This is a genomic window from Chromohalobacter sp. HP20-39 (assembly GCF_033052815.1).
Lineage (GTDB): Bacteria > Pseudomonadota > Gammaproteobacteria > Pseudomonadales > Halomonadaceae > Chromohalobacter.
This window is the reverse complement of sequence record NZ_JAWHTP010000002.1, coordinates 394,047-415,932: the sequence shown is the minus strand read 5'-3', so window position 1 is coordinate 415,932 and position 21,886 is coordinate 394,047. Positions and strand designations below refer to the sequence as shown.

Below are 21,886 nucleotides of genomic sequence, written 5' to 3'. Positions count from 1 at the left end.
CGCATGACACACGACCGTTTCAGCGCTGGCCCACACTGGCTGCCGGCCGCCGCCCAGCGCCCCCGCATGAGTCCCGCTTGGTGGCGCTGGGTCGCCTCGCGCGACTCGCTGACCGCGCATCTGCGCGCTGCCAGCACACAGCCCTTCGGAGTACGGCTGCTCGCTCAGGGAATCAGCCATCCTCGAGGCGACGAGGCCCGGGCGCTGGGGCTCGACCCCCGAGCCCGTATCTGGCGGCGCGAGGTCCTGTTGATGCTGGGCGACACAGCGTGGGTCACGGCACGCTCGGTGGCCCCACTGGCGTCGCTTCAAGGCACGCGACTGCAGTCGCTGGGGACACGTTCGCTGGGTAGCTGGCTGTTTCGCCAACCCGGCCTCGAACGCGGCCCTATCGACATCATTCGGTCGCCGGCTCCCTCGCTCGTCACGGCACACGACCGCGCCGCGCCCTGGGGGCGACGCTCGATCCTGCGCCTGGGGCGTACATCGATTCTCGTCCAGGAATTCTTTCTCGACGCCATGGACGCTGACCTCGCGTTATCATCGCGCTAAGCTGGTCGCTCACGTTTTCACAGGCACGTTGTTCAAGTTGTTAGAGGAGAGCCCGATGTCCGCCGATTCATCCGACGCCGCGCGCCCTACCGGCCTGGCCCGCGTGCCGGACTTCCTGCGCCTGACGCGCCTGGACCGGCCCATCGGCACTTGGCTCCTGATGTGGCCGACGCTATGGGCGCTATGGCTGGCGGCCGAGGGCATTCCCGAACGCGGCACACTGCTGATCTTCGTCGTCGGCGTGTATGTGATGCGCGCCGCCGGGTGCGTGGTCAACGACTACGCCGACCGGCATTTCGATGGCCACGTCAAGCGTACGCGTGACCGGCCGTTGGCCACCGGGCGCATTTCCGAGAGGGAAGCCAAGGCCACCTTCGCGGTGCTAGTGGTGATTGCCTTCGGCCTGGTCTGCCTGACCAACCTGCCCACAGTGCTGCTGTCGTTCGCGGCACTGGCGCTGGCGGCCACCTATCCGTTCATGAAGCGCTATACGCATTTCCCGCAGGTGGTGCTGGGCGCGGCTTTCTCGTGGGGGATTCCCATGGCGTTCATGGCCATTCAGCGCCAGGTACCGCTCGAGGCGTGGTTGCTACTCGCTGCCAATGTGGCCTGGACGGTGGCCTACGACACCGAATACGCCATCGTCGATCGCGACGACGACCTCAAGGTGGGCATCAAATCCACGGCAGTGCTGTTCGGCCGCGCCGACCGGCTGATCATCGGGTTGTTGCAGGCCCTGACCGTCGCGCTACTCGCCTGGGTCGGCCTGCGTCTGGCGCTCGGCGGCTTCTTCTGGCTGGGTCTGGCCGCCATGGTGGCGATCTTCGTCTACCAGCACTCTCTGATTCGTTATCGCGAGCGCGATCCTTGCTTCCGCGCCTTCCTCAACAATCATTGGGCCGGGCTGGTGACCTTCGCAGGCATCGCCCTGGCGTTATGGCCTATGTGACGCTATGAGCTATAGGTAAAGAGCACGATTGTCACGAAGCTGTCACATTAGCGCGTTGTAATCGTCATGCTGATGTCATTCATGAGTGATTCGCTGCATCGCGATCCGCAAGAGGCCCACGCCCATGACCGCCAAGACCGTGCTCATCGTCGATGACGAGGCGTCCATCCGCGAAATGATCGCAGTGGCGCTGGAAATGGCCGACTACCGCGTGCTGGAAGCCGACAATGCCCAAACGGCACACGCCATGGTGGTCGATGACCAGCCCGATCTATTGCTGCTGGACTGGATGATGCCCGGCACCAGCGGTATCGAACTGGCGCGACGTCTCAAGCGCGATACCGCCACCGCCGAGTTGCCGATCATCCTGCTCACCGCCAAGAGCGAGGAAGACAACAAGATTCAGGGGCTGGAAGCCGGCGCCGATGACTACATCACCAAGCCGTTCTCGCCGCGGGAGCTGGTGGCACGCCTCAAGGCCGTGCTGCGACGCGCCACGCCCACCGGGGTCGAGGACACGGTGGAAATCGACGGCTTGCGTCTCGACCCCGTCAGTCACCGGGTCAGCGCCAACGGCGAAGCGCTGGACGTGGGCCCCACCGAGTATCGGCTCCTGCAGTTCTTCATGACGCATCAGGAGCGCGCCTACACCCGTAGCCAGTTGCTCGACCAAGTCTGGGGTGGCAATGTCTACGTCGAGGAGCGCACCGTCGACGTGCATATTCGCCGCCTGCGCAAGGCGCTCGGCGATGACCACCAACACCTCATCCAGACGGTACGCGGCACCGGTTATCGCTTCTCCACCAAGGAGTAGCGCACGTGTACTATTGGACCAATGAACTGTGGCGTCTGGCGTATATCGTCATCGGTTTCGGTGTCCTCGGGTGGCTCTTCGGCGAACCCGGCTGGGGGCTGGCCGCCGGTCTCGGACTCTATGTCTATCTACATCTGCGCCATTTGCGCGCCCTGTATGTCTGGCTGACCCAGCATCCGCATGACACCCCACCGGTCGGCGCCGGGGTCTGGGGCGACCTGTTCGACCGCCTCTACAAGTATCAGAAGACCCAGCGTCAATCGCAGGCCCGCCTGCGCGATATCATCCGCCGCGTACAGGACTCCTGCGAGGCGATGCGCGATGCCGTGGTCATGCTCGACCGACATGGCGACCTGGAATGGTGGAACAGCGCCGCGGCCCAGATGCTCGGCTTTCAAACGCCCCATGATCGCGGCCAGCACATCACCAATTTCTTGCGCGACCCGCGCTTCGTGGCCTATTTCAATGCCCGCGATTACCGCGAACCGCTGACCCTGGCCTCACCGATACGCGATGACGTGACGCTGCAATACCAGGTCACGCTGTTTGGCGACAACGAGCGCCTGGTCATGGCGCGCGACATCTCGCGACTGCATCGTCTCGAGCAGATGCGGCGCGACTTCGTGGCCAATGTGTCGCATGAGCTGCGCACCCCGCTCACCGTGTTGACCGGTTATCTCGAGACCTATCTCGATCAGGCCGATCAACTACCGTCGCGCTGGCAACGCGGCCTCGGCCAGATGCAGGAACAGACCCAGCGCATGCAGAACCTGGTCGAGGATCTGCTGCTGTTGTCGAAGCTGGAAACCGATCAGACCCGCGACGATCCGGCTCCGCTGGACATGGTCACGCTGCTGGAAAACATTCGCGACGACGCCGCCAACCTTTGCGCAGGCAGCCACGAGATAGCCCTGGACATCCACACCGACCATTGCCTGCTGGGTGACGAAGGCGAGATGCGCAGCGCCGTTTCCAACCTGGTCTTCAACGCCGTGCGTTACACACCGCCGGGGAGCACCGTCACGCTACGCTGGAAGCCCTGGAAGGAGGGCGCCGCAGTCGAGGTCGAAGATGACGGCGACGGTATCGACCCCGTGCACCTGCCACGCCTCACCGAACGCTTCTATCGTGTCGACAAGGGCCGCAGCGCCGCCAATGGTGGCACCGGGCTGGGGCTGGCCATCGTCAAGCATGTGTTGCTGCGTCACGACGCGCATCTCGACATCGACAGCCACCCCAGCCAGGGCGCGCTTTTCCGCTGTGTTTTCCCCGCCACGCGCGTGCGCACCGCCCCTGAAGAACGGCGTGCCGTGGGCGGCGACTAAACGTTTCAGAAAAATGCCCGCTCGACATATCAGCCGTTGGCGACACGTCGTGGCGGTTGGTCTTCCAACTTCTCGCGACATGCCAACGGGCAGTTGCCGCAGTAGCCGAGTCCAGGGAGAAGGTAGCGAATGCAGCAGACACGCCGCGTGCGTTCGATGTCGCCTGCGCTGCTTTCACGATAGCGAATGGGACGAAACAGCGGGTTGCGCTGGCCATCGGCCAATTCCCGAAGGGTCATCAGACGACCGCCCGTCTCGGCCCGCGCCTGGGCGCCCGGCAATGTGTAGAGCTGGGAGATGAGGTAGTCATAGTAGTGCCCGAGATTGCCCCATAGTGCGCGGGGCGCGATGCCGGTGTGCTCGGCCATGCAGGCAATCGCCGGTTCCCAAGTGTCGCGTATCATGGGAAGAAAGCGTGTCTCGGCTTGGGTCGTGGCGAGTGGTGTGGTGGTGTCTTCGACGACCAGTGCCTCGATGAGCATATCCTCACCGAGTACCAACCCCAGCCGCGACAGCTCGAGCGGTAATTGTCGCTCCGCCAGCAAGTTATGTGCCGCCCCCAGATAGGTCGTGAGCGCCAGAAAATACTTCGACCACAGCGAGATCACGGCCCGAGCATCACCATGCTGATGCTCGGCACCATAACGTTTGAGGATCTGCACCATCCCGGGCTCGGAGAATACATCTCGCGCCGCCCAGGTCGCGGTGGGCGCCTGATCCCAGGTAACCAGCTTGCGATCCATCCCTTTCAAGGGACCGGTATAAAACCGATCAAGCAACACTGACATCGAAAGCTTTCCTGTGGCGAGGCCAAGTGGAAGGCGTGGGTCATCGACCCACGCTTTGAAGCGTAAATGAAAACCACTCGCGTCTCAAACGCGCTAGAAATTGTAGGTCAGACTCGCGCGAACATTACGCTCCGCTCCGAAGTAGCAATATTGAAGCGAATTGCAGGAGGCGACGTATTCCTTGTCGAGCAAGTTACCCACGTTGAGACGCACTTGCATGCCTGGCATACCCATCTGGCTCATGTCATAGCCCAACATGGCATCGACCAGCGTGTAGTCAGGAACTTTCTCGGTGTTGGCACGATCTGCGTAGATATCGGCGTAATAACGCACCCCGAGACCGGCATCCAGACCTGCGAGCGTCTCGCCCTGGAAGGCATAGTGGCCCCACAGGCTAGCTTGATGGCGCGGCGCGTAAATGGCGTGACTGCCTTCTTCGTCCGGGTCTTCGCTCTTGGTGTAGCGGATATCGGTGTAGCTATAGGCCGCCTGCAACCGCAAGCCCTCGGTCAACTGCGTGCGGGCTTCCAGTTCCAGGCCTTGCGACTCGATCTCGCCGATGGAGCGATAAGGGTCGGTGGGTTGCTCCTTGGTGGCGACGTTTTCCTGGGTGATGCGGAACAGCGAGAAGCTGTAGCGATCCTGGGTACCCGGCGGCTGGTACTTGAGGCCGGTTTCCCACTGCTCGCCCTCCATCGGCTCGAGCACGTCACCCTCAGCATCGACGAAGCTGGTCGGCGTGAAGGCCGTGTTATAGCTGACGTAGGGCGCGACACCATTGTCGAATAGATAGAGCGCACCGGCCCGACCACTGAACTGGGTATCGTCCAGCTTGTCCTCGCTATCTTTCAGGTAGTCGGTGTTCTCGATATTAACCCAGTCGTAGCGGCCCCCGAGCGTCAGACGCCAGCGATCGAACGCCATCTGATCCTGTAGATAAACCCCCGTCTGTGTCAGTTCGTGACGTTCGTCGCTGGCTGTGGCGATCGCTCCCACAGGATCGGCGCCGTACTGCGGATCGAAGGGATTGATATTCGGGAAAACGCCAGATGTGTAGACGATATCGTTCTGGCGTGTCTGATAGTCCACACCGACAAGCACAGTGTGGTCGATGAAACCACTGCTGAGCTTGGCTTCCACTTGGTTATCGATAGTCCAGGCTTCCAGCGACTCCTGGGCGCCATAATAGTAACGCTTAAGCTCATTGCTATTTCCGTCAACCCAGACGTTTTGCCCTATCAAGTTGCCCGCACTGTCGTAAAGGTATTCAGCACCTTGGGTGACTTGGTCCATAGCGATGTCGGCATTCAGATAACGCAGCTTCTGACGCGCGGTCCAGTCGTCATTGAAGCGATGTTCGAGGCTGTAACCGAACATGCGTTGGGTACGCTCGAACTTGTCGTAAGCGTCTTCGCCATCGAAGAAGTTATTGCTGATCTTCTGTCCATTGTGACTTTCCACCGCTCCCTCGTAAGGCACGCCGGAGTGGTAGCCACCTTCCGGGTCTTTTTGTAGATAGGCCATGAACGAAAGGGTCGTGTCGTCGGTGACATCCCAAGTCACCGAGGGCGAGATGGCATAGCGTTCCTCCTCGACCGGCCCGAACTGCGTATCCTTGCCACTCGCCAGGCCCACCACGCGATAGGCGGCACGCCGCTTTTCGTCCAACGGGCCCGTCAAATCGAACGCCACGCTGCGCTGGCTATTGTTGCCCACGCTAACGCGCAGTTGACGCTGCGTCTCGAACTGCGGCTGCTTGCTGGTCAGCGCCACCAAACCCCCGGGAGACGAGCGGCCATAGAGCACCGAGGCCGGCCCCTTGACGATTTCAATTTTCTCGAGGAAGTAAGGGTCGATGACCATTGAGCTATAAGAATTGGCATCCCCCATCACCTTAAGACCATCGAGGTACACATTACTCAAGCTACCGTCGGAGAATCCCCGCATGACCAGATAATCGTAACGGTTCGATGCGCCCACTTGATTGGTGTATACCCCCGGCGTGTATTTCACGGCATCGCCAAGCGTGCGTGTGTCGCGTGTATTCATTTCCTCGCGGTCAACGTAGGAGACGGACTGCGGTGTTTCGATGAATGGCGTATCCGTCTTGGTGGCGGCTTTGCCGGAAACCGTCAGTGTGGACAGGTCGACGGCATCGCCGTTATCGCTGCCGGATTGTGCCCACGCTGTCGTGGGCATGAACAATACGCCCGCCAGGCACGCGCAGGAAAACCAGTAGGGATGCAATGTGCGACTCATGGAAACAAATCCTCGCTCTCGTCATCGGGTCGGCATCGACCCAGTTCTTATGGAGAGTGAGAATTATTAACTTTTAAGAGTCGTTCTGCTTATGGTCAATGCCGCAATATCTATGCGTGACGCTGCAAGCGATCTCGTGGAGGAACTTATTTCATCATTAAGGGGTATTCACGACCCCAACCGGGGGTAGGCACTGGTGTAACGCACGCGGGGATAGGCCGTAGCGCTGCTTGAAAGCGGTAGCGAAGTTACTGGCATGCCGGTACCCCACCCGTGTCGCCACGTACTGCACGCTATAACCTTCCCGGAGCAGCTCGTGGGCCATCTCGAGGCGGTGTTGACGCAAACATTCAAAGACCGAGCCTGGCGAAACTTGTCACGCAATGCGCTGGGGCTCATGCACGCCAGTTGCGCCAAGGATTCGATGCTATGCGACGCCTCGGGATGTTCGTGCAGGCACTCACGCACGCGAGCTAGATGGTAGCGGTCGCGCACCCCCAAGCGGCGCTCCTGCCGGGGAGAGGTGTCCCGGGCCGCCAGGCCGTGAGCCATCAATTGCAGCGCCAGCCCCTCGCCGAGCAAGGCATGCTGGGCTTCATCCGGTGGCGCATTAAGCCACTCCTCGAGCGACAGCCAGACGCCTTCGGGCAAGGGCAAGCGCCACGCCTCACTGGTGGTGGTGTCGAGCAATTCAGCCAGCGGCGCAGCCAAGCGTGTGTGCGACGTACGTGCGGCTTCCAGCAAGGTGAGGTTGATCGCGCGCAGCCGCTGCCCACCGGCATGACGCGCACTCAACGCTTGATGACCGGCGTGCGTGAGCATCAGCGCTTCACGCGGTCCCAAGGCGAAATGCTGCCCACCGTGCGATAGTTCCGCGCTGCCCTCGAGCATGACGATGATCGATACATGCGCTGGCGCATCGGCCAAGGCGTGCGTTTCGTAGGTATGATGGATCGTGAGGCGCGAACCAACCAGGCTGACACCCATGGCGGGACGGCATTCGTCGACCCAACCCTCGGCCACCGGGGTGGACGCGGCGTCGTTGCGGGTCAAGGAGGGGAAGCGGTGATACAAACGATAACGGCGCTCGAAAGCGCCGAAATCTGCCATGGTCAGGCATTGGGCCGGCACTGAGACATCGTTCATCATGCCTGTCGCCGGGCCCATGACATACTCCCGATAGGCTTACGCAGTGGCTTCGGCGTAACGACGCGCCACTTCGTCCCAATCGACGACCTCGAAGAAGGCCTTGATGTACTCGGGACGCTTGTTCTGATACTTGAGGTAATAGGCGTGTTCCCACACGTCCAGCCCCAGAATCGGCGTATTGCCGTGCATCAGCGGACTGTCCTGGTTGAGTGTGTTTTCCACGACCAGCCGCTTGGCAGGCGTGACAGACAGCCAAGCCCAGCCACTGCCAAAGCGCTTGACGGCAGCTTGCGTGAAGGCTTCACGGAACGCCTCATCACCGCCCAGTTCACTTTCGATGGCCGAGGCCAGATCACCCTTGGCCTTGCCTCCGCCCTGCGGCGACATGACTGTCCAGAACAGCGAGTGGTTGGCATGCCCACCGCCATTGTTGATCACTGCCTGACGCTTGGCTTCCGGAACGCGCTCGATTTCACCCATTAGGGTTTCGACCGGCAGCGATTCGAGATCCGTGCCTTCCAGAGCGGCGTTCAAATTATTGACGTAGGTCTGATGGTGACGGCTGTGATGGATCTCCATGGTGAGCGCATCGATATGCGGTTCCAGGGCATCATAAGCATAGGGTAACGTCGGTAGTTGATGCGCCACGACATACCTCCTTGTCAATCTATCGTCGAATGTCGAGCCTTGGTGCAACATGGCACCAATGACACGTTGTACCTAACAATAATAGTTTTCATTGCAGGTTTGTCAATTACTTAGCGGCTTAGGTGAGGGGTCAGAAGACCTTGTCGAGCACGAACATCAGCATGAACCCTCCCAGCACGCCGAAGGTCGCATCGCGTTCGTGTCCCTTGCGATGCGACTCGGGAATGATCTCGTGGCTGATCACGAACAACATCGCACCGGCGGCAAACGCCAGGCCAAAAGGTAGCAAGGCATCGACGATATGCACCGCGAAGGCCCCGATGACCCCGCCGATGGGCTCCACCAGACCGCTCAATAACGCCGCACCCAATGCCGTAAGGCGCGAATAGCCAATGGCCAGCAGCCCCAGGGAGACAATCAGGCCCTCGGGTAGATTCTGGAGGCCGATGCCCAGCGTCAGCGCCACCCCGGCGGCCATGTCGCCACGCGCATAGCCCACGCCCACTGCCAGCCCTTCGGGGAAGTTGTGAATGGTGATGGCGAAGATGAACAGCCAGATACGCCGGATCTGCAAGGCATCCGCACCGCCTTGCTTGCCCAACGTGAAGTGCTCGTGGGGCACGAAGCGGTCCATGCCCCAGACCAAGAGGCCGCCACACACGATGCCCCCGCACACGATCGTCAACGCCCAGCCGATGGTGCCGGTAAGCGCCAGCGAGTCCTCGTAGGCCGGCATCGCCAGAGAATAGGCCGTGGCGGCCAGCATCACCCCGGCACCAAAGCCCATCAGGGCGTCTTCGAGACGCTGGCTGATATGGCGCAGCACCATCATCGGTAACGCCCCTACCGGCGTGAAAAGACCGGCCACCAGGCTCGCCAGTATCCCTGCCTGAAGCGTGGACAGCGTGCCTAGCCAATCGCGCATCTGGGCACCCAGCCACCACACCAGCAAGGCCCCCACGGCCGCCGCGAGCAGGATGCCCAACGCCCAGCGACGGCTAATGAAACCACCGGGTACTACGGAAGGCGCTTGCGTATCTTGCATGCGGACTCTCCTTGCATCATCGAAACATTCAGCGCGTCAAAGCCGGTAGATGACGATAGTACTGCTGCCAGAGTACCACCGCTCCGGCCACACCACCCGGCAGCAACACGAGGTTAAGCACCGGCACCCATGTCGCCAGCGACATCCCAAAGCCAAAGGTCAGCGTCGGCCACAATCGTGCTCGCAATCGATGTCGCATGTCGCGAAAACTCACTTGATTATTATCCATCGGATAGTCCAGGTATTGAATCGCCAACATCCATGCCGAAAAGGCGGCCCACAAGAACGGCATGAATATGTTCACGCCGGGCACGAAGCCGAGCACGAACAACAGCGCCATGCGCGGCAACATGTATCCCAGCTTGACGAATTCTCGGCCCAGCGCATCGACCCCGGCGCGGAAAAGCCCCCGCGTATCGCTGGGCGGCTCTCCGCTCAGCCGCCATTCCACCTTCTCGGCGAGAAACCCGTAAAACGGCGCAGCGATCAGATTGGTCACCAACGTGAAGGTAAAGAACACCACCAACAGCAGGCTCACCACCAGCAGCGGCCAAATCAGCCATTCCAGCCACTCGAGCCAGGCCGGCACCTGGAGCATCCAGTAGTCGAGCCAGCCACCAAAACGGGTGAACAAATAGCCTAGCGTAGCGGCGTAGACCAGCAGGTTGATCATTACCGGCACAACGACGAAGCGGCGCATTCCCGGCGACAGCACCAGCCGCGTACCCCGCCCAATGGCCGTAAACGCGTTCAACATCGAGGTTATTCCTTGATCGACGGCGCGGGCCCTTTGCGACAGCATGCCATCCGTCGGCATTGGCGCCCACCTCCCGCAATGGATGATAAATTTAATACTAGTATGAGGCGCTCTCAGACTTAGCGCTCAGTAAAACGCATGATCCGCTCGGCCTTTCGGCGCAACCCGGCGAATAGCGGTCAGACGCGGCGCGGCGGTGTGCTAACGTTCTACCACCGGGATGCCTGCGCAGCGTTAACGCGCCTCCCCGGCCTGTACATGACGCGGCCCGGCATCGCGACAAGAGAACACCTCATGGCAAACGCCTCTGGGGCCGGCGCCCCCGATCATGGTGATGAAGCGCGCCGCCTCGACGAACTCCAACGTCTTGGCCTGATGGATACACCGCCCGAGAAGCGTTTCGACGACATTACCCGGCTGACAGCACGGGTATTCGACGTGCCCATTGTGCTGATCACGCTGATCGACCGCCACCGCCAGTGGTTCAAATCGCGCTTCGGCCTCGACGCCTGCGAGACCTCCCGCGACAATGCCTTTTGCGCGCATGCTCTGCTCGAGCGCCAGATGCTGGTGATCGAGGACACCGCCAATGATCCCCGCTTTCACGATCATCCCCTGGTTACCGACACGCCCTGCATCCGCTTTTACGCCGGCGCTGTCATTCGTATGGCCTCGGGCCTGCCGCTGGGTACGCTGTGCGTGATCGACCGCCACCCGAGACACTTTGACGCCCAGCAGCGCCAGATCCTGCTCGACCTGGCGCGCCTGGTGGAAAACGAAATCGGCGACGATGTCATCACACGCCTCGAGCGCGCCCGCGCCGAGATCGGCACCCAGTTCGACCCGCAAACCCGGCTGGCCACGCAACAGCGCTTTCAGCAGCTCATTCAGGCGCGCCTGGCGGCATTGCCGGACGCCGCGACGTTCTGTGGCGTCGCGGCCATCGATCTGTATGGCATGCGCGCAGTGCGTACGCGATTCTCGCTACAAGCCAGCAACGAAGTGCTCATGCGCGGCATCGCGCGGGTCGAGAAAGCCCTCGACGGCTTCGTCTTCGACTTGGCACGCATCGACGATCAACGCCTAGGAGTGCTGCTCTACCAGGGGGATCCCGCGCGCATGGCCGACACCATGGCAACAGTGGCCGAGACCTTGCGGGCGCCCTATATCGCCGCCGGCAAGACCGTCACCGCCGCCGCACGCGTGGTCTGGGCGCAGGACGCCACCCGGCTCGGCCATGCCGATGACATCCTCTCCGCCCTGCAGCATACCTGCCGCCGCCTTCAGAACGAACGCGGCGACACCCTGCTCAGACTCGATACGCCAGCACTACTGCCACGCCTGACGCGACGCAACTCGCTGCGCCGCCGCACAGCCTCGGCACTGGCCGAAGACCGCTTCCGGCTCCACTACCAGCCGCAGGTCACCATACGCGGTTACCGAATGAAAGGTTTCGAGGCCTTGCTGCGTTGGCATGACAGCGAACTGGGTCAAGTCAGCCCCCAGGATATCGTCGATATCAGCGAGGAAATCGATCTCGGCGATCAACTGGATACCTGGGTCCTGCAAACCGTCACCCGTCAACTGGCTACCTGGCGCGACCGAGGCCACGCCCTGCTACCGGTATCCGTCAACGTTTCCCAGGAGCAGCTCGCACGGCCCGCCTTCGCCGACTTGATCGACTCATTGCTGACACGCCACCGCCTACCCGGACGCTTTCTCAATCTGGAAGTGCTGGAACGTTCGTTGATCGACGATCCGGAGGCCATCATCGACAGCATGCGGCGCCTCAAGCGTCGTGGCGTAGGATTCGCCATAGACGATTTCGGGACCGGTTATTCGTCGCTTTCCTATCTCACGCGGATCCCATTCGACACACTCAAGATCGACAAGAGCTTCATCGACCGCATCTGCGAGGACCCCCGGGTGGCCTCGCTGGTACGGTCGATCGTCTCGCTGGGGCGCGATGCCGGCATGCAAGTCGTCGCCGAAGGCGTGGAAAACATCACCCAGGTCACGCTACTGCGCGACTTCCACTGCCACACCATTCAGGGTCATGTCTTCTCCATCGCCCTGACCCCAGCGCATGCCGAAGCGCTGTTGGCGGCCACCGCCAGAAAGCGGCATCACTCCCCGAGCGACTCGTCCAGATCGCCGGGGTCGGTGTGACGCACGTCGAGTCCCTTGACCAGATAAATGACGTGCTCGGCCAGGTTATCGGCATGATCGCCCACCCTCTCGAGGGCGCGCAGGATCGTCATAACGCTGAGGATGGTAGTGATGGCACGCGGGTCTTCCATCATGAAAGTCACCAGCGAGCGCGTGGCCGTGGTGTATTCGTTGTCGACCGACTCGTCCTCGTGGAGCACCTCCAGCGCCAGGCGCGTATCGAAACGCGCGAAAGAGGTCAACGCGTCGCGCAGCATCTTGCGCACATGCTCGCTCAGATGGCGAATTTCGACCATGCCCCGCGCATGACGATCCGACTCGATGAGCGTCAAGGCATTACGCGCGATCTTGTTGGCCTCGTCACCGACACGCTCGAGATCGGAGGTAGCGCGGATGACCGCCAGCACCAAGCGTAGATCGGAAGCTGCCGGCTGCCGGCGTGCCAGCACCCGGGTGCACTCCTCATCGATCTGGATTTGCATGTCGTTGACGGTGGTATCGCTATCGCGCACGCGCTCGGCGGTTCGGCTATCGCCCTCGAGCAACGCCTCGACGGCGTCTTGCACCTGCTTCTCGACCAACCCTCCCATGGCCATCAGTTGGGTCTTGAGCTGTTCCAGTTCCTGATTGAACTGACGGGAAATGTGCTGACTATGCGTCTCGTTGGTAATGTCCATGACACTGCTCCGCTATCAAAGTCGCCGCGACTTAACCCACGCGGCCGGTAATATAGTCTTCGGTGCGCCGTAAGCGCGGATTGGTGAACAACGTATCGGTCGGGGCGTACTCGACCAGCTCGCCAGCGTGCAGAAACGCGGTGTAGTCGGACACGCGCGCCGCCTGCTGCATGTTGTGGGTGACCAGAATCAGCGTCAGTTGCGACTTCAAACCACGGATCAACTCCTCGATCTTGAGTGTCGAGATCGGATCCAGCGCCGAGGCCGGCTCGTCGAGCAGCAACACGTCAGGGCGCACCGCCAGGGTGCGGGCGATGACCAGGCGCTGCTGCTGTCCACCCGATAACGTCCACGCCGAGGCATGCAGGTCCGCCTTGACCTCTTCCCAGAGCGCCGCCGACTGCAACGCCCACTCAACGATCTCATCCAGCTCGCGCTTGCGTTTGACGCCCTGCAGACGCACCCCGTAGGCGACGTTTTCATAGATCGACATGGGGAACGGGTTAGGCGTCTGAAACACCATCCCTACTCGGCGGCGCAGCTCCGCCACATCCACGTCGCGGGCATGAACGTCCTGGCCCTCGAGGCGAATGCGTCCTTTCCGCGTGACTTGATCGTTGAGGTCATGCAATCGATTGAGGCTGCGCAGTAGCGTCGACTTGCCGCATCCCGAGGGCCCGATGAAAGCCGTCACGCAATGACGCGGCACGCGCAGCGTCAAGTCGCACAGCGCCGGCGTCCCCTCATAGGCGAGCGACAGGGCCTCGATGTCGAAACAGCTCGACGTCGAGGGAAAATCGACCACCGCCGCCGAGACGCGCTGGGTCCCGGCGGCGGAAAAAGACGCGGCAGACAAGAGTGACGAACCTCCTACGAATGCTCCAGTGCACGGTGACGTGCCCTGAGATGATGGCGCAAGATTATTGCAGTTAGGTTAAGCACCACGATGACGATGACCAACAGCGTCGCCGTGGCATATACCAGCGGCATCGCCGCCTCGGTATCGCGGCTGGCGAAGCCAAGATCGAACACGTGATACCCCAGGTGCATGAATTTACTGTCGAGATGCAGGTACGGAAATTCCCCATTCAAGGGAATTTCCGGCGCCAGCTTAGCCACACCCACCAGCATCAGCGGCGCTACCTCACCAGCGGCACGGGCCACGGCCAGGATCACCCCGGTGAGCATCGACGGTAGTGCCATAGGCACCACCACCCGGCGCAAGGTCTCGAAACGCGTGGCGCCCAGCGCCAGCGAGCCTTCGCGAAGCGACCCGGGCACTCGCGCCAGGCCTTCCTCGGTGGCCACGATCACCACCGGTAGCGTCAGCAGCGCCAACGTCAGCGAGGCCCACAGCAGCCCGCCAGTGCCGAAGGTCGGCGATGGCAAGCGCTCGGCGAAGAACCAGCTATCGAGACGACCGCCCAGTCCGTAGACGAACACACCCAGCCCGAACACGCCGTAGACGATCGACGGCACCCCGGCCAGATTACGCACCGCGATGCGCACCAGGCGTGTCAACGGTCCCTGGCGTGCCACCTCATTGAGATACAACGCCGCCAGCACGCCGAACGGCGTGACCACCAGCGACATCAGCATCACCATCAATAGGGTGCCGAAGATCGCCGGCCATACGCCGCCTCCGGTATTGCCATCGCTCGGTGCTTCGCTGAGAAAGCGCCACACGCCGTGCCCCCAGGCCGCGAGCTTGTCGCCGATATCCATGCGGTTGGGCCAGGAAAGCGACTCTACCTGCGCGAACGCCACCCTAAGCTCACGTCCCTCGACATTGCGCAGATGCAGCGTCGTGACCTCGGCGTCCCCCACCAGGGCCCGACGCAGGCGGCGTTCGGCCTCATCGCCTTGCAGGCGTTCACTGGTGGGCGTCGTTACCGCCGTCAGGCGTCCGATGAAGGGCCCCCAGCCGCGACGCTCAGCGTAGAGTAGATCCGGCGGCGTCTCGCGCGTCTCGATGGCCTGGGTCTCGACCCATCGCCATACCTGACCATCGAGGTCGCGATTGGCGGTGAAATAGCGCCGTTCGCCGGCCTCGCTGCCACGGGCGATGCCGGCGACCCGCTGGCCATCGTCGAGGGTCAGTTGCTCGATATCATTGGGCCAGAAGTGCGCCAATCCACGCGTCACGACCAACGTCAGCAGCGCCACCACGGCCAACAGAGACAACGCCACGCAGGCCCCGCTCAGCCAGCGCCAGACACCATCGCCGCCCACCCGAGGTATCTTCATGCGTGCCCCCAATAGCGTCGATATCGACGCTTGAGCCGCCAGCGCACCATTTCCGCCAGCGTGTTGACGACGAAGGTGAACACGAACAGCAAGAGCGCCCCAAGCAGCAGCACACGATAATGCGTGCCGCCCACCGCCGCCTCGGGTAATTCGATGGCCAGGTTGGCCGCCAGCGAGCGCAGGCCCTCAAAGAGGCTCGGCGACATCAGCGGCGTATTGCCGGTGACCATCAGCACGATCATGGTTTCCCCCACCGCGCGTCCCGCGCCGATCATGACCGCGGAGAGAATGCCTGGCGCGGCGACGGGCAACTGGACCCGCCACAGCGTCTGCGCCCGTGTTGCCCCCAGCGCCAGGGAGCCTTCCGCCAGGGGGCGGGGTACGCCGGAAAGTGCTTCCTCGGCCAGTGAATAGAGCGTGGGGATGATCGCCAACCCCATGGCCATGCCGACGATCAGCGCATTGCGTTGCGCGTAATCCCAACCCCACTGTTGGTACATCCAGGCAAGCAGGTCGCCGCCGAACCACCACGCCTCGAGCCACGGCGAGAGACTCAGTGCCGCCCAGCACAACAGTGCCAATGGCACCATCAACCCGACTCCGGCACTGATAGGGGGTAGACGCAGTTCCCAGCGTCGTGACAGGCCCTGCCACAGCCAACCGCACGCCATGCTGCCCAGCGGCACGCACACGAAAAGCGCCAGCGTCCCGGCGAGGTGCCGCTCGATGAAGGGTGCCACGACCAGTCCCGCGACGAAGCCGATGACCACGCCGGGCAACGCCTCCATCAACTCGATGGCGGGCTTGAGACGCGCACGCTGTCGCCGTGACATGTAACAAGCGCTATGCACCGCCGCCCCCAGCGCCAGCGGCACGGCGAACACCATGGCCCAAGCCGCCGCCTTGAGTGTGCCCCAGGCCAGTGGCACCAGGCTGTATTGCGGCTCTTCATCGCCGGTGACGGCTGCTGACCAGCGCCACTGTGCAGCGCTGTAGCCTTCATAGGTCAGCGGCATCCACAGCGTCGCCGGACTTACTGCGGCATGCGGCGCCTCGATCGCCAGCCGTTGGAGCGTCCCCGACTCGCCCAGCCACATTACCTGCGTGCCTTGTGCATTAATCGACACGGCCGTCGGCGGCGTCGCCTCGGGTGCTTGACCCTGCCAGCGCTGGCCGCTCAGGGATTGATAGAGGCCCAAGCGGCCGCTGTCGTCCAGCGCCAGCCACAGGCGCTGGCGAGGCAGAGCGATCAAGCGTCGAATGGCGGCGTCACCCAGAGCCGTGTAAGTCGTCTCGGCCGCTTGCCAGCCCGTGCCATCGGGAGACAACCGCCAACGCCGCAGCCCACCGTGGGCATCGCCGACGATCAGCGTGCGCCCGCCTTGCAGAAAGCTCAACGCCGTCACCGGCGCCTGGGTCTTGGTGCGCGCCAACGCCTTGCCACCTCCGTCGGAAGACAGTTGCCAAAGCGTCAATTGCGTGCCTTGGGTCATGGCCAGGCGGCCCGCGTGACCCAGCGCGATATGCTCGGCCGTTTCCGGCACCGCGATACGCCGCGTGGCTTCATCGGTATGCCACAGGGCCGCCACTTCGCCTTGAGTATCGCGCCCTGCCAAAACCCAGCCCTGGGCCGTATGTTCCAGTGTCAACGCCGCGACACCATGGGTCTCGAACAGGCGCATGGTCGAGGCCTGGGCCCATCGCAACCGTCCCCGGTCATCGTGGGGCACCAGACGCACCTCGCCGTTGCTAAGCCCCAGAGCCAGCGGCTGCGTCTTGCCCGCCTCGGCCACTGCCGCGATCGTAGTGTCTGTGGTCAGCGTCGCGATTTCACCCTCGGCGGTGCGTAGATGCCCGTCCCGGGTCAACCAGCGCGTGCCGTCATCGGCCAACCAGACGGTGTGAATCGCGTCCTCGTCGGCGGCCGAAAGGACGGCGTCGGTATCCACTTCGGCGCCGTCGAAAAGCGGCAGCACGGCCAGCGTTAAATACACGCCGATGGCCAGCACCGCACCGACCACGCCGATACCGCTGGCGGCGATCACCCCGGTCGCCAGACGGTCGAGACGCTGACGCAGGCGGCGATTCGCGCGATGGGAGGAAACAAAAGGGTCGGTCATCGGCGAGCCCGGCGGCAATGCGTGCCATGCAAATGAGGATGAAACATCAGATTACGTCAGTTTGATGACGATTGCGTGACATCAGCAAGGGGTGGCAACCGCAATGCCCGCCTGGCGGCGGCCAAGCGAGGTTCAGGCAACGGCACGAACCCCTGGCGAGCTACCACCGCCTGCCCTTCGGGCGATAGCACTAGATCGAAGAAGGCGCGTTCCAGGGCCGGCAAGCGCTCATCCGGGGCCAGGTTGACGTATACATACAAGGGGCGGGTGAGCGGATAACGGCCGCTAACGACGTTGTCATGCGTGGGCAGACGCGGCGTTCCCTGGTCATCGCGCAGCGCCAGTACCTTGACCATCGCGGTGGGATAGCCCAGACCGGCATAGCCGATCGCCTCGCGGGAACGACCGACCGCAGCCACCACCGCCGAGGAGCCCGGCAGTTCGTTGACGTCGCGTCGAAAATTGCCGCCACATAAGGCCTTCCGCTTGAACAGCGCACGTGATCCAGAAGCGGTATTGCGGCCGAAGCGTGCAATCGGCCGCTTGGCCCAGTCGCCGTCGAGTCCCAGCGCCCCCCAGCGCCGCAGGGGAGACGCCTGGCTACAGTAACGAGTATCGGCGAACAGCGCCTCGACTTCGGGGAGTGACAACGAGTTCAACGGATTGTCACGATGCACGAACAGCGTCAGCGCATCCAGTGCCACCGGTACCGCCAAGGGTGGATGACCCTGGCGGGCGATGAAGTCGGCGCGCTCGGCCTCGGACATGGGCCGCGACATGGCCCCGAAGCGTGTTACCCCCTCGGCCAGCGCCGGCGGTGCAGTGCCTGACCCTGAGGCCTGTATCTGCAATCGCACCTCGGGATAGCGAGCGCTGAGCCGTTCGCCCCACTGCGTCATCAAGCCACCCAGCGTATCCGAACCGATCGAGCCCAGTGTACCGCTCAATGGCGCCGCCATTGCCATGAAAGGCAGCCACCACAACGCCAGCACCACTGCCACTTGCCTTTGCCAACCCCACCCGCCGCGACGCCCTGCCTGCCTTTCGCGCATCTCACCTCTCGTCACATCCTCTGCCACTCTCATCAGTGCCTCGTCGGAAGACTGGTCGCCGAGGCCCGGCGGCGTTTAACATGCGCCTATCAGCTTCGCTGAGCGATCCAGCTCGGCATGAGCTCCGACAACAATAACGCGCCAGGACACTCCACATGCATGACCTCGACGATATTCCCGCCCCCCGAGGGGAACTCACGCTCAAGCTCGTCACCCGGCGCCAAGACACCAACCTTTATGGCGATATCCCCGGCGGCTGGCTCATCGCGCAGATGGACCAGGCCGCCGAACTCGCCGCGGGACGCCTGGCACATGGTCGGACCGCCACGGTCGCCACCGAGGGCATGGATTTCCTGTGCCCGGTGCGGGTCGGCGCGATGGTCAATATTTTCACCCAAATCAACGAGGTCGGGCGCAGCTCGATCAAGGTCGATGTCGAGGTGTGGATCCGTCCACCGCACGAACGCAGTCCCGAGGAACGCTACAAAGTCACCGAGGCACGCTTCGTGATGGTGGCGCTGGACGACAACGGCCGCATACGCCCCGTCCCCGAGACGTAAGATCCACCCTGCACTAGTCAGATTGATTGCCGCGCCGCACCAGCCAATAGCTTAGGCCCAGAGCCAGCACGGCGGCGGCCAGGGCCATTATTTTCAACGGCTCGATGGTTTCCATATCCATGACCATGAACTTGCGGACCAGGGCCATGATCGCGATCAGCACCACGATTTCGACCTGTATGAAGCCGCCACGGCCTTCCATGGTGCGCACGATGGAGTTGTTGAACTCCATGGCGATCAGCACCGTCAGGATCATGTCGAAGACCACCTGAAAGACACGGTAATCGAAAGGGTCGCGGGTCCGTACGAACAACAGTTCGGCGACATGAATCACTAAATAATAGAGCGCCACCAATACCACAAAACCGATTGCCGCCGTGAGAACCAGCGAGACCAGACGCTCGAAACGCTGATAGCCGGAGAGCTGTGACCACTGATCCATCACCTCGGGAAACCACTTCTTCATCGTTGCTCCTCGCTTTTCTTGTCCCTGGCGATTGCTCCGAGCGTATCGTTCGACACGCGCCGGCTCATAACGGCGTCAACTTGGCGAATCCCAGTACCAGCCACTTGTCACCCTCGTCCTCGAAACTGATATGCACGCGAGCCCTGGCGCCCTCACCCTCGGCATTGATGATCACACCCTCGCCGAAGACCGGATGGCTGACGCGCTGGCCCAGGCTCAACGACGGCTGATCGTCGTCGCTCGATACGCTCTGCTGCTGGGAAAGGCCGCGATTGGGGCGCGTGGAAACCGGCCGTGAGACCTGGCCACGCAGACGCACCTCCTCGAGCAACGCCTCGGGCAGCTCATGCAGAAAGCGCGATGGCCGCGAGAAGGTTTCCTTGCCGTGCAGGCGACGTATTTCGGCATGCGTCAAATACAGCTTACGCATGGCGCGGGTCACCCCGACATAGCACAGTCGCCGTTCTTCCTCGAGGCGTCCCGGCTCTTCCAGCGACATCTTATGCGGAAACAGACCTTCCTCGACCCCAGCGATGAAAACCACCGGAAACTCCAACCCCTTGGCCGAGTGCAACGTCATCAGTTGCACGCTGTCCTCGAAGTCGTCGGCCTCGTGATCGCCGGCATTGAGCGCCGCCTCGGCTAGAAACGGTTCCAGCGCCGCGGCGCCCTCGCCGACTTCCTGCAACGAGAAGGGATCGCCCTGGGCGAAGTTGCGCGCCGCATTGATCAATTCCTCGAGGTTCTCGACACGCGCCTGGCCTTTCTCGCCCTTTTCGTTGCGGTGATGCTCAAGCAACCCGGTGGTATGCAGGACATGCTCGATCAGTTCATGCAGCGTCATGCCGGCGGTATCGTTGTCGAGACGTTCGATCAACTCCGAAAATGCCGAGAGCGCACTTGCCGCGCGCCCCTTGAGTGCCCCCTCGCTGAGACTATCGTGCAGCGCTTGCCACAGCGATATCCCTTGGGTACGCGCCCGCTCGCGCAGCACTTCCACGGTGCGCGTACCGATGCCGCGTGCCGGCACGTTGATCACGCGCTCCAGCGAGGCATCGTCGTCGCGCGTCAGCGTCAATCTGAGATAGGCCAGGGCGTTCTTGATCTCGAGACGCTCGTAGAAGCGTTGTCCGCCGTAGATGCGATAGGGCACGCCACTACGAATCAACGCCTCCTCGAGCACCCGTGACTGGGCGTTGGAGCGATAGAGAATGGCGATGTCATGCCGCGCGCTGCCCTTATTCACTTCCTCGTTGAGGGTATCGACGATGAAGCGGGCCTCGTCGAGGTCGTTGAAGCCGGCGTAGACCGAGATCGGCTCGCCGTGCACGCCGTCGGTCCACAGCTCCTTACCCATACGCCCGGCGTTATGGCTGATCAGCGTGTTCGCGGCTTCGAGAATCGCACTCGTCGAGCGGTAGTTCTGCTCCAGGCGCACCGTCGTGGTCCCGGAGAATTCCTCGACAAAACGCCGAATGTTCTCGACCTTGGCCCCGCGCCAACCGTAGATCGACTGATCGTCGTCGCCGACCACGGTCATGCCCGCGCGGTCGCCGGCGAGCAGCTTGAGCCAGGCATACTGCAGGGTATTGGTATCCTGGAACTCGTCGACCAGCAGATGACCGAAACGCTCACGGTAATGCGCCAGCAACGCCGGATTGTCGCGCAAAAGCTCCAGGCCACGCAGCAGTAGTTCCCCGAAATCGACCAGCCCGGCACGCTCACAGGTCAGCTGATAGCGTTCGTAGAGTTCGACCATTTGCCCCATGTAAGCGTCGCCATGGGTCTGGACCTGATGGGCGCGTAACCCCTCTTCCTTGCAGCCGCCGATGAAGTATTGCACCTGCTTGGGCGGGAAGCGCTCAGCGTCGATGCGATGATCCTTGAGCAAGCGCTTGACCAGGCGCAGTTGATCGTCGCTGTCGATGATCTGGAAATGCTGGGGCAGGCGCGCGTCATGCCAGTGGGTGCGCAGCAAGCGGTGCGCGATGGAGTGGAACGTGCCCACCCACATATTGCGCAGCGACAACCCCAGCAACGCCTCGAGACGCGTGCGCATCTCGCGCGCTGCCTTGTTGGTGAAGGTGACGGCGAGAATCGCGTAGGGCGACAGCCCCTCGACCTGCAACAACCAGGCAATACGATGCACCAGGACACGCGTCTTGCCCGAGCCAGCGCCGGCCAGCACCAGCAAATTGCCCTGCGGATGGCTCACGGCCTCGCGCTGGGCCGTATTCAGCGAGTCGAGTAGCGGCGAAACGTCGCCCGGCGAAACGTCGTCCATGGATCACGTATCTTGGCATTGCGAA

The 21,886-nt window shown here is 62.4% G+C and carries 20 protein-coding genes; 7 read left to right on the top strand and 13 right to left on the bottom strand.

Annotated elements, in window-relative coordinates; genetic code table 11:
- Positions 1–3: 3 nt before the first annotated feature.
- From RVY79_RS05465 to phoR, 4 genes are all read left to right on the top strand, one after another.
- Positions 4–552, top strand: a complete 549-nt coding sequence (locus RVY79_RS05465) for a chorismate--pyruvate lyase family protein (protein WP_317463024.1) — start codon at positions 4–6, stop codon at positions 550–552.
- 55 nt (positions 553–607) lie between these two features.
- A complete protein-coding gene (ubiA, locus tag RVY79_RS05460; RefSeq protein WP_317463023.1) occupies positions 608–1,501 on the top strand; it encodes a 4-hydroxybenzoate octaprenyltransferase in 894 nt (297 codons plus the stop codon).
- Positions 1,502–1,625: 124 nt separating this feature from the next.
- Positions 1,626–2,315: a phosphate regulon transcriptional regulator PhoB gene (phoB, locus tag RVY79_RS05455; RefSeq protein ID WP_246894876.1), complete on the top strand. Its 690-nt coding sequence runs from the start codon at positions 1,626–1,628 to the stop codon at positions 2,313–2,315.
- Between the two features lie 5 nt (positions 2,316–2,320).
- Entirely contained in the window at positions 2,321–3,640 is a 1,320-nt protein-coding gene (gene phoR, locus RVY79_RS05450; RefSeq protein ID WP_317463022.1) for a phosphate regulon sensor histidine kinase PhoR, read from the top strand.
- Between the two features lie 29 nt (positions 3,641–3,669).
- Here the strand turns inward: phoR and fhuF are convergent, their stop codons facing one another.
- The 3 genes from fhuF to RVY79_RS22010 form a co-directional block, all read right to left on the bottom strand.
- The gene (gene fhuF, locus RVY79_RS05445) at positions 3,670–4,428 is read right to left on the bottom strand and encodes a siderophore-iron reductase FhuF (RefSeq protein WP_317463021.1); all 759 of its coding nucleotides are present in this window, start codon (positions 4,426–4,428) and stop codon (positions 3,670–3,672) included.
- A gap of 93 nt (positions 4,429–4,521) precedes the next feature.
- Complete coding sequence (locus RVY79_RS05440) at positions 4,522–6,687, bottom strand: TonB-dependent siderophore receptor (protein ID WP_411161702.1); 2,166 nt, start codon at positions 6,685–6,687, stop codon at positions 4,522–4,524.
- Positions 6,688–6,844: 157 nt separating this feature from the next.
- A complete protein-coding gene (locus RVY79_RS22010; RefSeq protein WP_411161707.1) occupies positions 6,845–7,012 on the bottom strand; it encodes a helix-turn-helix domain-containing protein in 168 nt (55 codons plus the stop codon).
- Between the two features lie 218 nt (positions 7,013–7,230).
- Between RVY79_RS22010 and RVY79_RS22005 the strand changes: the two genes are divergently transcribed.
- Positions 7,231–7,557 carry a hypothetical protein gene (locus tag RVY79_RS22005; RefSeq protein ID WP_411161701.1) on the top strand — a complete coding sequence of 109 codons (327 nt, stop codon included), beginning with the start codon at positions 7,231–7,233 and terminating at the stop codon, positions 7,555–7,557.
- Positions 7,558–7,872: 315 nt separating this feature from the next.
- Here RVY79_RS22005 and RVY79_RS05430 read toward each other — a convergent pair whose 3' ends face one another.
- The 3 genes from RVY79_RS05430 to cysZ form a co-directional block, all read right to left on the bottom strand.
- Positions 7,873–8,484, bottom strand: a complete 612-nt coding sequence (locus tag RVY79_RS05430) for a superoxide dismutase (RefSeq protein WP_097021469.1) — start codon at positions 8,482–8,484, stop codon at positions 7,873–7,875.
- A 130-nt stretch (positions 8,485–8,614) separates the two neighbouring features.
- Positions 8,615–9,529 carry a ZIP family metal transporter gene (locus RVY79_RS05425; RefSeq protein ID WP_317463019.1) on the bottom strand — a complete coding sequence of 305 codons (915 nt, stop codon included), beginning with the start codon at positions 9,527–9,529 and terminating at the stop codon, positions 8,615–8,617.
- 28 nt (positions 9,530–9,557) lie between these two features.
- Positions 9,558–10,286 carry a sulfate transporter CysZ gene (cysZ, locus tag RVY79_RS05420; protein WP_317463018.1) on the bottom strand — a complete coding sequence of 243 codons (729 nt, stop codon included), beginning with the start codon at positions 10,284–10,286 and terminating at the stop codon, positions 9,558–9,560.
- Positions 10,287–10,580: 294 nt separating this feature from the next.
- Here cysZ and RVY79_RS05415 point away from each other — a divergent pair, with 294 nt between their 5' ends.
- A complete protein-coding gene (locus RVY79_RS05415; protein ID WP_317463017.1) occupies positions 10,581–12,455 on the top strand; it encodes a sensor domain-containing phosphodiesterase in 1,875 nt (624 codons plus the stop codon).
- Here the strand turns inward: RVY79_RS05415 and phoU are convergent.
- The 5 genes from phoU to RVY79_RS05390 all read right to left on the bottom strand — a co-directional run bounded on the left by phoU (position 12,413) and on the right by RVY79_RS05390 (position 18,551).
- Positions 12,413–13,132 carry a phosphate signaling complex protein PhoU gene (phoU, locus tag RVY79_RS05410; RefSeq protein ID WP_317463016.1) on the bottom strand — a complete coding sequence of 240 codons (720 nt, stop codon included), beginning with the start codon at positions 13,130–13,132 and terminating at the stop codon, positions 12,413–12,415. The genes RVY79_RS05415 and phoU overlap by 43 nt on opposite strands.
- Before the next feature lie 31 nt (positions 13,133–13,163).
- Positions 13,164–13,937, bottom strand: coding sequence for a phosphate ABC transporter ATP-binding protein PstB (gene pstB, locus RVY79_RS05405; protein WP_317463238.1), 774 nt, complete (start codon positions 13,935–13,937; stop codon positions 13,164–13,166).
- Between the two features lie 65 nt (positions 13,938–14,002).
- On the bottom strand, positions 14,003–15,379 hold the full coding sequence (gene pstA / locus RVY79_RS05400; protein WP_317463015.1) for a phosphate ABC transporter permease PstA: 1,377 nt from the start codon (positions 15,377–15,379) through the stop codon (positions 14,003–14,005).
- Entirely contained in the window at positions 15,376–17,499 is a 2,124-nt protein-coding gene (locus tag RVY79_RS05395) for an ABC transporter permease subunit (protein ID WP_317463014.1), read from the bottom strand. Before RVY79_RS05395 ends, pstA begins: the two co-directional genes overlap by 4 nt.
- Before the next feature lie 56 nt (positions 17,500–17,555).
- Positions 17,556–18,551, bottom strand: coding sequence for a PstS family phosphate ABC transporter substrate-binding protein (locus RVY79_RS05390; protein WP_317463013.1), 996 nt, complete (start codon positions 18,549–18,551; stop codon positions 17,556–17,558).
- Positions 18,552–18,706: 155 nt separating this feature from the next.
- Between RVY79_RS05390 and RVY79_RS05385 the strand changes: the two genes are divergently transcribed.
- Positions 18,707–19,111 carry an acyl-CoA thioesterase gene (locus RVY79_RS05385; protein WP_317463012.1) on the top strand — a complete coding sequence of 135 codons (405 nt, stop codon included), beginning with the start codon at positions 18,707–18,709 and terminating at the stop codon, positions 19,109–19,111.
- A gap of 13 nt (positions 19,112–19,124) precedes the next feature.
- Here RVY79_RS05385 and RVY79_RS05380 read toward each other — a convergent pair whose 3' ends face one another.
- Both RVY79_RS05380 and uvrD read right to left on the bottom strand, forming a co-directional pair.
- A complete protein-coding gene (locus RVY79_RS05380; protein WP_317463011.1) occupies positions 19,125–19,577 on the bottom strand; it encodes a phosphate-starvation-inducible PsiE family protein in 453 nt (150 codons plus the stop codon).
- Positions 19,578–19,641: 64 nt separating this feature from the next.
- Complete coding sequence (uvrD, locus tag RVY79_RS05375) at positions 19,642–21,861, bottom strand: DNA helicase II (protein WP_317463010.1); 2,220 nt, start codon at positions 21,859–21,861, stop codon at positions 19,642–19,644.
- Positions 21,862–21,886: the final 25 nt, after the last annotated feature.